Source organism: Niallia tiangongensis (genome assembly GCF_044704065.1).
In the GTDB taxonomy this organism is placed as follows: domain Bacteria; phylum Bacillota; class Bacilli; order Bacillales; family Cytobacillaceae; genus Niallia; species Niallia tiangongensis.
This window is the reverse complement of sequence record NZ_CP162613.1, coordinates 3648368-3660456: the sequence shown is the minus strand read 5'-3', so window position 1 is coordinate 3660456 and position 12089 is coordinate 3648368. Positions and strand designations below refer to the sequence as shown.

The 12089-nt window shown below is 34.9% G+C and carries 9 protein-coding genes; 6 read left to right on the top strand and 3 right to left on the bottom strand.

The window, feature by feature from the left end; genetic code table 11:
- Window positions 1–66 precede the first annotated feature (66 nt).
- A complete protein-coding gene (locus AB3U99_RS17540) occupies window positions 67–381 on the bottom strand; it encodes a PepSY domain-containing protein (RefSeq protein WP_400242843.1) in 315 nt (104 codons plus the stop codon).
- Window positions 382–811: 430 nt separating this feature from the next.
- Between AB3U99_RS17540 and AB3U99_RS17535 the strand changes: the two genes are divergently transcribed.
- Together AB3U99_RS17535 and AB3U99_RS17530 are read left to right on the top strand one after the other, a co-directional pair.
- Window positions 812–1885: a M42 family metallopeptidase gene (locus tag AB3U99_RS17535; protein WP_400242842.1), complete on the top strand. Its 1074-nt coding sequence runs from the start codon at window positions 812–814 to the stop codon at window positions 1883–1885.
- Between the two features lie 174 nt (window positions 1886–2059).
- Window positions 2060–2584 carry a DUF84 family protein gene (locus AB3U99_RS17530; protein WP_400242840.1) on the top strand — a complete coding sequence of 175 codons (525 nt, stop codon included), beginning with the start codon at window positions 2060–2062 and terminating at the stop codon, window positions 2582–2584.
- A gap of 124 nt (window positions 2585–2708) precedes the next feature.
- Here AB3U99_RS17530 and AB3U99_RS17525 read toward each other — a convergent pair whose 3' ends face one another.
- Complete coding sequence (locus tag AB3U99_RS17525) at window positions 2709–4706, bottom strand: methyl-accepting chemotaxis protein (protein WP_400242839.1); 1998 nt, start codon at window positions 4704–4706, stop codon at window positions 2709–2711.
- Window positions 4707–4942: 236 nt separating this feature from the next.
- Between AB3U99_RS17525 and AB3U99_RS17520 the strand changes: the two genes are divergently transcribed.
- The 4 genes from AB3U99_RS17520 (at window position 4943) to murC (ending at window position 10779) form a co-directional block, all read left to right on the top strand.
- Window positions 4943–5257 carry a thioredoxin family protein gene (locus AB3U99_RS17520; RefSeq protein ID WP_400242838.1) on the top strand — a complete coding sequence of 105 codons (315 nt, stop codon included), beginning with the start codon at window positions 4943–4945 and terminating at the stop codon, window positions 5255–5257.
- 252 nt (window positions 5258–5509) lie between these two features.
- A complete protein-coding gene (locus AB3U99_RS17515) occupies window positions 5510–6310 on the top strand; it encodes a DUF1444 domain-containing protein (RefSeq protein ID WP_400248111.1) in 801 nt (266 codons plus the stop codon).
- A 397-nt stretch (window positions 6311–6707) separates the two neighbouring features.
- Window positions 6708–9224: a DNA translocase FtsK gene (locus tag AB3U99_RS17510; protein WP_400242837.1), complete on the top strand. Its 2517-nt coding sequence runs from the start codon at window positions 6708–6710 to the stop codon at window positions 9222–9224.
- A 256-nt stretch (window positions 9225–9480) separates the two neighbouring features.
- Window positions 9481–10779 carry a UDP-N-acetylmuramate--L-alanine ligase gene (gene murC / locus AB3U99_RS17505; protein WP_400242835.1) on the top strand — a complete coding sequence of 433 codons (1299 nt, stop codon included), beginning with the start codon at window positions 9481–9483 and terminating at the stop codon, window positions 10777–10779.
- Between the two features lie 124 nt (window positions 10780–10903).
- Here murC and AB3U99_RS17500 read toward each other — a convergent pair whose 3' ends face one another.
- Window positions 10904–12019, bottom strand: a complete 1116-nt coding sequence (locus tag AB3U99_RS17500) for an aminopeptidase (protein ID WP_400242834.1) — start codon at window positions 12017–12019, stop codon at window positions 10904–10906.
- Window positions 12020–12089: the final 70 nt, after the last annotated feature.

The window sequence follows — 12089 nt, the reverse complement described above, 5'->3', positions numbered from 1 at the left end:
TTTTTTTAAGGGCTGATTACATATGTTTTTGAGCGTTACTAATCAGAGTAGGTACTAATATAGGACTCAGGTTAATTGATTAACATCAAGAATATTTCCTGTTTCACAATCTGAAACAAATTCAAACACTTCTTGTTTTTCTCCATTCATTCGAGTAATACCACCTCTATAGACTGTGAGTGATGATTCAGGAGTATGAAGTGTTTCTTTCTCCATATTGATCCAAGATCCATTAATCGGTCCCTTTTTTTTAAAGGCTGCTTTTGCTATATGTAAAACCTCATTACTTGATAAGTCATTGCTTTTCGTAATGGCTTCCTTAGCTATATAGCTTGCAGCTACACCAACAACAACGCCCCCTATAACATGTTTCCAATTCATAAATTAGCTCCTTATGGTTTATTCAGATATTTTTTTGCTTTTCAAAAGAGGATGTTTTATCAAAAAGAAAGCATCCTTTTATTAAACGAGATAATGTTATTATATCTAATTTATATGCTGGAAGAAATGATAAGGTAATATTCTTTCTGCAAACAGGTTGATGGAATGGAAATGGATTAATTGGCAATAGTTAAAGGAAAGTAGTGGTATGTGTTTAAATATTTCGGTACAATAAATATATTATCCCACTCTTAACGGACAGTAAGGCTTCTACCTGCAAGCTTTAAGAGAATACAAGGGAGCTAGGTGGGAGATCAACTGTCCGTAAAGGTCCGATTGGTTCAACTAACCATCAGTGGGGAGGAAGGGCCCCCACTGATGGAAATTTCACTTTATCAAAATACATAGTAATTAAAGGAGCTTTGCTATAATGGAACAACAAACTTTGGATTTGTTTAGAACTTTAACAGAACTTCCAGGTGTAGCTGGGAATGAACATCAAGTTCGAAATTTTATGAAAGAACAATTAAGTCTTTATACAAATGAGATAGTGCAAGATAATCTTGGCAGTATTTTTGGTGTGAAAAGAGGGCAAGAGGATGGTCCGACTGTAATGGTTGCTGGTCATATGGATGAAGTTGGATTTATGGTAACATCCATCACAGATAATGGAATGATTCGTTTTCAGCCAATAGGTGGATGGTGGAGTCAAGTGCTTCTAGCACAAAGAGTACAGATAATTACGAATAATGGTCCTGTTATAGGCGTTATTGGTTCTATTCCTCCACATCTATTGGATGAAGCATTAAGAAGTAAACCAATGGATATAAAAAATATGCTTATTGATATTGGTGCTGACGATAAAGAAGATGCCTTGAAAATTGGAATTAAACCAGGTCAGATGATTGTTCCAATTTGCCCATTTACTCCTCTTGCGAATGAAAAGAAAATTATGGCAAAAGCTTGGGATAATCGTTATGGCTGTGGGTTAGCAATTGATTTGTTAAAAAATCTTCAAGGAGAAGATATACCAAATATCTTATATTCTGGTGCTACCGTACAAGAGGAAGTAGGTCTTAGAGGGGCTAGAACAGCAGCTAATATGATTAAGCCCGATGTTTTCTATGCTTTAGATGCAAGTCCTGCAAATGATGCCTCAGGGGATAAAAATCAATTTGGACAGCTTGGTAAAGGTGCGTTACTCCGTATTTATGATCGTACAATGGTTATGCATAGAGGGATGAGAGAATTCATTTTAGATACTGCAGAGTCTAATAATATTGCGTATCAGTATTTTATTTCACCTGGGGGAACAGATGCAGGACAAGTTCATATTTCTAATCAAGGGGTTCCTAGTGCTGTTATTGGAATTTGTTCTCGATATATTCATACTAGTGCTTCGATTATTCATATCGATGATTATGCGGCTGCAAAGGAACTGCTTATTAAATTAGTGAAAACGACAGATAATACAACAATTGAAACACTGCGAGCTAATCAATAATTTTTAAAAGGATGTTCCTAAAAAAAGGTAATTGTTTTTGATACGTAAACTTATAGGAACAGGCTTACCATAAAATATATTTATAAAAGGTATCTCCAATACGAAAGGTATATGTTGAGATACCTTTTTCTGTAGAAATTTTTGGTAATATTAACTGGTTAGGAGAGAATGTAAGTGAAAGTGTGTATTGGAACAAATAATAAGGCAAAAGTAAAAGCTGTGAAAAATTGTCTGGAAAAAGATAAAGATATTGAGTTTGCTACGTTTAATGCTAGCTCTGGTGTAAGTGAACAGCCATTTTCAGATGAGGAAACCATTACTGGTGCGATAAATCGAGCAATAGCTGCCTTGCAAGAAGGAGACGGAGAGATAGGAATCGGATTGGAAGGAGGAGTACATCGAACAAACGATATACTCTTTTTAAATAATTGGGGTGCCCTTGTATTAAAGGACGGAACAATCTTTATAGCTAGCGGAGCAAGAATACCGTTACCTAAAGAAATTGAGACAGAGTTGGTTGCAGGAAGAGAATTAGGGCCAATTATGGATGAATATGCACAAAAAGAAAATGTTCGCCATAACGAAGGTGCTATAGGGATATTTACAAATGGGAGAATAAATAGAACATCGATGTTTCAACATGTTGTTGAATTACTCATTGGACAAATGGAATGTCAACAATATAATAATAAAGGGTAACATCACTTAGTAATTGTTCAGGCTTAGAAAAATTGAAGGGGGAGATGACCCAAGAATACCATCTCCTCTTTTATCCATAAACGGGATTTAAAAATGCCAATCTATATTTAAAGCAGTTTTTCATTTAAACCTTTTCATCGGAAGGATGTAGAGTGAATTGATTTACTTCACTATGTAGATCCAAGGCTATTTGCTGAAGAAGAGAAGCAGAATCATTTACTTTAATAATTGCCTCTAATTGAACTTCGCTAGAGGCTGAAACCTCCTGTGTCGAAGCAGCTGCTGTTTGAGAAACATTGTATACCTCATGGACATGATGCTTTAGGGATTGATTAGCTTCCTTAATCAGAGTAAATGCGTTGTTGATTGTAACTACTTTTACATTTATATTGGCAATGGACTCCACTATATTTTCAAAAACAAATTTTGTTGTATGGACCGATTCTTCCTGATTACTTCTGTATTCGTTTAACTGCTCAGCATTCTCCCTAAGCTGATTCATTTCCTCTGTCATTTCTGAAACTAAGGAGTGGATGTCTTCTGCTTCCTTTTTTGATTTTTCTGCTAGATTACGGACTTCTGTTGCGACGACAGTGAATCCTTTTCCGCTTTCCCCTGCTCTAGCAGCTTCAATTGCAGCATTTAAGGCAAGAAGATTTGTACTGTCTGCAATAGATTCAATGGTATCAACAATCGAAGCAATTTTTTTTGAATAATAGGTTACATGTACCACTTTTTGTGTTAGCGTTTGTGTTAATTGCAGAAAATATGTAGAGATATTTTCTAATTCCTTCACAGTCTGCAAGCCTGTTTTGCTTTCTTTTCTAGCCAAATGAACCTCTTTTGTGACCTCTTTCTCAAGTGTAACCGCCTGTTCAATTGCCTGCTCCACATCTTTAATATTTTGAAGGCTATTAAAAAGAAGATTAGCCTGTTCAGAAGCTCCGATAGCAATTTGCTGGATGCTTTGGTCCACTTCATTTGCTTGAGCGGCCGTCTCTTCTGAAATGGAGCTTAACTCTTGGGAGGAAACATGTAATTGATCCCCTGTAGTTGAGATAAAGAGTAAGCTATTTTGGACTTTTTCTGCCATCTGATTAAAAGCAGTTGCAAGAATACTCATTTCATCTTTTGTTGTAATAGGAACTCGATAATGAAAATTTCCATCACTAATTTTTTTTGATGCTGAAATGAGTAATTGAATCGATTTGTCAATCATTTTCAAAAGTAATAATCCAATGACAAATAGAAGTAAAATGATGAGAATACTGACTGAAATAATGATAGCGGTATACATTCTATTTTTTTGAAGCAACTCTGTATTCAATCTGTTTTGTTCACTAGCAAGGGCATTTTCGAGTTCTTGAATTTTTGTTTGGATGGATTGAGATTGTGAATCAAAGGTTGAGATAAATGCAGTACTTCCCTCATAAGAGCTGTTGATTTCCTTTAATGCATCAAAATAATTGTTAAAACTAGTTGAAATCGACTGCTTTTGCTCGGCTGAAAGGAAAGTATTTTTATCTAATCTATCTGCATAGCCTGATGAAATGTCGAGGAAGTTTTCATAAAATATCTTATTTTGAGTAGTAATATAATGTTCTTCATTCGTATGTAATTCCTCGAGTTCAGAAATGAGATTGCTATCGTTCGTATACTGTATAATCGATTGCAGTTCTTTAATAGAACTTTGAACGTCCCCCTTTAGTCCTTCATATGGCTCATAGCCAATCGTTTCATACTGAGAGGACAATGTATTAAATCCTTCTAAATAATTAGTTCCATCTGTAGCTATTTGTTTGAATTTTTGTTGTAGTTCTTTTGAAAGGGTTTTATCTTCACTGTATTGCTTAGCTAGGTGAACGATTTTGTTCCCCTCATCGTTTACACTTTCCGCTAATGCGTAGTTTGGTAATTGAAGATATTCGGCTTCGACATTTCTTGTTTCAAAAATCGCTGCTTTTATCTCTTTGCCAGCACTAATAATAGATAATAAATGTAGTTCTTGTTGTTTACTTTCTGTTTGAGCATTATTTAGAAATAATATAGTCCCTAATATAGAAATAAATCCACAAATTGCTAATCCTAAAATAAAATATAATTTCGATTTTATTGTTTTCATCTCATCACTCCTTTTTTGAAAATTCTTAAAAATTAAACATTAGATAATTATAGATGGAAATAAAAAATAGGACAATAGTCATTTTGAGGTTTTTATGAAATAGTTGAAATGACATGGAAAAAGAGAGAATGATGGTTGATAAAATCCAATCAATTGGAAAGCATATTAGTAGTTAGGAATAGAGAATTCTGATACTATTTAAAGAAAGTGCATGTATTATTTAAGGGGGCATTACAATGAAAGATTTACAAACAGTAGAGGAATTTACAGAGCTAAAAAATAGTCAAGAAAAGCATATTTTCCTTTTTTCAGCTGAATGGTGCGGAGACTGTAGATTTATTGAACCATTTATGCCAGAAGTAGAAGCTAAATATGAAAACTATACATTTGTACATGTGGATCGTGATAAATTTATTGATACATGCATCGAATTAGATGTATTTGGCATTCCAAGCTTTATTGCCTTTGAAGGCGGAAAAGAGCTAGGTAGATTTGTAAGCAAGGATCGAAAAACACAAGAAGAAATTGAAAAATTTATTGAGTCTTTGTAAAAGAAAGCTTGCGTAGCAAATTCCTTAAGTAAGTGAAAAACAGTTTAAGAAGAACCATTTGTTAAAAAGGTTGTCTCCTATAAAAAATGTAGCTTAGGAATGACGTAGTTCCCTGTTATATTTTTTATTAGAGATAACCTTTTTCTATTGACCAAAAATAAAATTCAACACTAAAAAAGATGAATATATAATGGATTAGAGTATAATAAATAGGACGAAATCCAATAGGACGGAAGTGAAGCCAGAATGAAAATGACAAGTAAAAAAATGAAGGACATGCTTAAACAACGAATAAATAACGAGGATCGAACTTTTACTTTTGATAGTAAAAAAGATCAAGTACGTATAGAAAGTAAACAAACAGGCAAAGGGGTTACTGTCTCCTTACCTGAAATAATTGCAAAATGGGAAACACAAAAAGAGAAAGCTGTAGATGAGATTGTTTATTATATAGAGCATGGATTAGGAGCGATTGAAAAAGATAGCAAAATAGAAGGGAAAGAGAAAAAAATATTTCCTGTAATACGTTCTACTTCTTTTCCACAACAATCAAATGAGGAAATTCCATTTATAACAGATGAGCATACAGCAGAAACAAGAATATACTATGCTTTGGATATGGGAAACACGTATCGTCTTATCGACGAGAAATTGATGGAAAAGGAAAAGTGGACAAAGACATCTATGAAAGAAATGGCACTTTTTAACGTAAGGTCTCTGCCAACTAATGTAAAGACAGACAGTGTTGCAGGTAATGTCTTTTATTTTTTAAACAGTAATGATGGATATGATGCAAGTAGGATATTAAACGATGCATTTCTAAAAGAAATGTCCGAACAGATGGAAGGAACAATGACTGTTGCTGTGCCACATCAGGATGTCCTTATCATTGGTGATATTCGAAATGAAACTGGGTACGATGTCCTTGCACAAATGACGATGAGCTTTTTTGCAAGTGGCCGAGTTCCAATTACAGCATTATCTTTTCTCTATGAACATGGGGAATTAGAGCCAGTCTTTATATTAGGGAAAAATAAAAAGCGCGAAAAATAAACGTATGAATGTAATCAAATCGATGCATAAATTACTTTTGAATGACATCTAATTGAAATCTTTTTATATTAAAATAACATTCATGTAGTTTTAAAAGATAGCATTAGAGAAGAGAAACACCAATCCTTTGATTGATACGGGAAGTATTCTTGAAAATGGTCCTGTATTACCCTAATTAAAAGAGAAATTAGATGAAAGAGCAATTTTAGGGCTAAATAAACTTTCAAACCGTTTCTCTTTTTTTATCTGCCTCCATTCATACTATTAATCGAAGGTGTATTTTTTTGTTTAGTATACTCCCAAAAAGGGAAAGGAAGAGATGTTAAAAAATAGTGCTCGAAATTCTGAACATAACTGTTAAAATAGTAATGAGATTTGAAAGAAAGAGTGATTAAGTGTGAATTGGTTCAAGAAAGTATTTAAACAGTTTGTTAGTGAAGAAGATGAGCTGAACCAAGTTGAAGAAACGGTAGAGGTATACGATCAACCAAACAAGGAATCTACAGCATGGAAAAAAGAGATGGATTCCAAAGTTATTTATCAATATCCGAAGGGAAACTTTCGCTTTCCGTTAATTCCAGATGGAGATGAAAATGACAGGAAGGAAATAGAAAGAAAAACGAGAAGAGAAAAAACAAGGCCATCCTTTGTGGATGAAAGGCAAGATGGTAATCAACCATTTAATCGGCAATTTACAGAAGAGCCTAAGAATATTCCGAGGGAAGAACAAACATCCAATACATATAGTTCTAATCGACCTTTTAAGCCGACAGAAATTGTTTCTCCAATATATGGATATAATCGTCCGGAAAGAAAAGAAACGGGTACTATGATACCACAACCAATAAGTAAAGAACATGTTGAGGCTCCGGTTGAATCGACTCCTATCCAGCTAGAAAAAAGTCTGAATGAAGAATTACTTGCATTGAATGAAATAGTGAATGATAAGATAGCTGTAGCACAGGAACAAACTGAGCCCACTAAGGATATAAGTGAGCCAAATAATGAGCCAGAGGAAATACTTTCTCTGTTTACAGAAGGATGGTTAGAAAGTGAGAAAAGCTTGCAACACAATGATAGTGGGGGTAGTTCATTAGAAGCGGAAGATATAGCTTCTTCTACTTTTCTTTCGAGTGAAATGGACGATGAAGTTAGTACACTAAATCAGAGTTTAGTAGACGAGCAAGAACAAAACGATCAATCGTTGTTGCAGCTGGAAGAAACGGAAATCTCAGAAGAAAAAATTCTCGAGCAAAATAGGGAAGAAATGATGGAAGCAATTAAGGAAGAAGAATCACAAGAAAAAGAGACAGAAAAAGCAACTTCTTCTAGGAAAGGTCCTTTGCCTTTTAATGTGTTAATGCTGAATAAAGATAGACAGTCCTTAGCTAATAAAAAAGTCGAAAAAAAAGCTTATGAGCCGCCGTCGCAGCCGAAGTTGGAAGAAGAAATCCCTTCTATGCTAGAGAAGGATTATGAGAACCATCATGATTTGCCTTATTACGTTTTTCCGGAAGAAAATTTATTACATCCCCCAATTTTGCAAATAGAAAAGGATGGATGGATTGAAGAGCAGACAATGCTTTTAAATAATACATTTACTAACTTTAATGTCCACGCAAAGGTAGTAAATGTAACACAAGGACCTTCTGTAACACGCTATGAGGTGCAGCCTGAGCCGGGAGTTAAGGTTAGCAAAATTACAAACCTATCAGATGATCTAAAATTAAGCTTAGCTGCTAAGGATATAAGAATTGAAGCGCCGATTCCTGGAAAGCATACTGTAGGAATAGAAGTGCCAAATCAAAGTAGTCGACCTGTGCTAATAAGAGAAATTTTAGAAAGCGATGAATTTAAAAATTCTTCATCTCCGTTAACTGTAGCTATGGGATTAGATATTTCCGGTAAACCAATTGTAACGGATTTACGAAAAATGCCACATGGCTTAATTGCAGGAGCAACTGGTTCTGGGAAAAGCGTATGTATAAATACGATGCTTGTTAGCTTGCTATATAAGGCAAAGCCGGAAGAATTAAAGCTATTGTTAGTGGATCCTAAAATGGTTGAGTTGGCACCTTATAATTATGTTCCCCATTTAGCGAGCCCTGTTATTACAGATGTAAAGACGGCAACTGCTGCATTAAAATGGGCTGTAGAAGAGATGGAAAGAAGATATGAGTTATTAGCACATGCAGGTGTTAGAGACATTACAAAATACAATCAACTAGCTGAAGAGCATAAAAGATACAGTGATAAATTGCCTTATTTAGTTATTGTAATTGATGAATTAGCGGATTTAATGATGATGGCACCAGCAGATGTAGAAGAAGCAATTAGCAGAATAGCTCAAAAAGCAAGAGCGTGTGGAATTCATCTTTTGATTGCCACACAGAGACCGTCAGTTGATGTTATTACAGGATTGATTAAGGCAAATGTGCCAACACGAATCGCCTTCTCTGTTTCCTCTCAAATCGATTCACGAACCGTAATTGATATTAGTGGTGCCGAGAAGCTTTTGGGTAAAGGCGATATGTTGTTTTTAGAAAATGGAACATCAAAGCCAGTACGATTACAAGGCACCTTTGTATCAGATGAAGAAATTGATCAGGTAGTGGCACATGTTAGAAGAGAAAGAAAACCAGAATATTTATTTGAACAAGAAGAGCTGTTAAAAAAGGTCCAAATGTCTGAAGAAGAAGATGAGCTATTTTACGAAGCATGTGAATTTATTATTGAACAAGGTGGTGCTTCAACATCCAGTCTTCAAAGGAACTTTAAAATAGGCTATAATCGGGCAGCAAGACTGATTGATATGATGGAAAAACAAGGGTATATATCAGAAGCAAGAGGAACGAAGCCAAGAGATGTATTAATTACAGAAAGTGAATTGACACAATTGCAGGACAGTGAATAAGGAAAACGCATTGTATTAAAAAAATGTCATTCATTGGAAATGCATTGTTGCATAGTTTTTCATCTTAAAAGATGGTATAATGAATAAATGTGAAATAAAAAAGGAAAAAAAAGTTAATGTTTAGCGATAACATGAATATACGCTGAATGAGAAAAAATAAAATAGAATCAAAATTGCATACATATAAATGCAATTAGCAAATTGAATGAGGATATCATATACTGTTAAAAGATATGCGTAGTTGGAGGTTCTTTATATGACTATTTACCACTTCGTAGGTATAAAAGGGTCGGGGATGAGTGCATTAGCACAAATTTTACATGATATGGGTTTAGAAGTACAAGGATCGGATGTGGAGAAAACATTTTTCACTCAGGTTGCTTTAGAACAAGCAGGAATAAAAATTCTTCCTTTTCAAAGAGAAAATATTAAACCAGGAATGAATGTTATTGTTGGGAATGCTTTTCCTGATACACATGAAGAAGTAGAGGAAGCAGTGAAGCTAGGACTTCCAGTTATTCGTTACCATCGTTTCCTTGGGGATTTTATGAAGCAGTTTACAAGTATAGCGGTAACGGGTGCGCATGGTAAAACTTCGACAACTGGGTTACTTTCACATGTAATGAAAGGTGCTAAGCCTACTGCGTATTTAATTGGTGACGGAACGGGTAAAGGGGTAGTTGGAGCAGAATATTTTGCTTTTGAAGCTTGTGAATACAGAAGACATTTTCTTTCGTATTTTCCTGATTATGCATTAATGACTAATATTGATTTTGATCACCCAGATTATTTTGCTAATGTGGATGATGTATTTTCTGCCTTTCAAGAAATGGCATGGCAAGTTAAAAAAGGAATTTTTGCTTGTGGAGATGATGAACATCTGCAAAAAATTCAAGCAAAAGTACCAGTTGTATTTTATGGATTTGGTGACGAGAATGACTTCCAAGCAAGAAATGTGGAGAAAACAACAGAAGGCACAACTTTTGAAGTCTATGTTCGTAATACGTATTACAACACATTCTCTATCCCAACGTTTGGTGACCATAATATCTTAAATGCTTTATCGGTTATTACGCTTAGCCATTATGAAGAATTGGATGCAGAAGTCGTGAAAGAACGATTAATGACATTTGAAGGTGTTAAGCGACGATTTACAGAAAAGACAATCGGTACACAAGTTATTATTGATGACTATGCCCACCATCCTACAGAAATTAAAGCGACGGTGGAAGCAGCACGTCAAAAATATCCTAATCGTGAAGTAGTTGCTGTATTCCAACCGCATACATTCTCGCGTACACAAGCGTTTCTTCAAGAATTTGCAGATAGTTTGAATTTAGCAGATTCTACTTATCTATGTGATATATTTGGTTCTGCCCGGGAAAACCATGGTAAGTTAAGCATAAAAGACTTGGCGGATAAAGTGCCAGGAAGCAGAATGATTTCCGAAGAAACGATTTCTTCATTAAAAGAACATAATGACAGTGTCATCTTGTTTATGGGCGCAGGCGATATTCAAAAATATCAAAGTGCGTATGAAAAAACATTAGGATAAACAATAGGACTCTTCAGCATTTGCTTAAGAGAAGAAAGAAAGGGATCAGAATTAACATTCTGATCTCTTTTTTGACAATTTATACGGATATTTTAAAGTCCAGATGTTTAGAATTTCAATATCATTATTTTAAATTCTCTGGATTCAATGCTTCTAATGCTGGAATGACAAACTTGCCATCTTTTCTGATGAGTACATCATCAAAGTAGATTTCTCCGCCACCATAATCAGGACGTTGAATATTTACCATATCCCAGTGGATATTGGAGTTATTGCCATTATAGGCGTTATCGTATGCTTGTCCTGGTGTAAAGTGGAAACTTCCATCGATTTTCTCATCAAATAAGATATCTTGCATCGGATGTAAAATATATGGGTTTACTCCAATAGCAAATTCTCCAATATAACGAGCTCCTTCATCTGTATCCAGAACTTTGTTCAATCTTTCTGTATCATTTGACGTTGCTTCTACAATTTTTCCATTTTCGAACTTTAGGCTTACATTTTCAAAGGTAAAGCCTTGATAAGGGGAAGGTGTATTATATGTTAGTACACCATTGATAGAATCACGTACAGGAGCTGTATATACTTCTCCATCTGGTATATTCATTTGTCCAGAGCATTTTATTGCCGGGATATCTTTAATAGAGAAGGTTAAGTCTGTACCAGGACCGGTTAAGCGAACTTTGTCTGTGCGATTCATTAACTCCACAAGGGCATCCATTGCTTTATCCATTTTCCCGTAATCTAGATTACATACATCGAAATAGAAATCTTCAAACGAATCTGTACTCATTCTCGCAAGCTGTGCCATAGATGGACTTGGATAACGAAGGACAACCCATCTAGTTTTTGGAACACGTATTTCTCTATGTACCTTTTTGCCAATTGTCGATCCCTCAATTTTCATTTGCTCTGCTGGAACGTCGGCAAGCTCATTAATGTTATCGCCAGCACGAAGCCCAATGTATGCATCCATATTACTCATTACATTTGCTTCGAATTGCGCCATCATTTCATATTGCTCTGTTTGAGCTCCTAAAAGCAAGGAACGATTAATATCATTATCTTTTAGGAAAACAAAAGGGTAACCACCAGCGGCGTATGCTTCACGGACAAGTGCTTTTACAAGCTCCTTTTGAAGTCCAAAGTTTTCAATAAGAACTTTTTCGCCTTTTTGTAAACGAATAGAATAATTAATTAAATTTTTTGCTAGTTGATCAATGCGTGGATCCTTCATATGTACCTCCAAATTTTAATAAATGTGATGACTTTCTTATTGTACCCGAAAAAATTTTTTCCTCAAATAT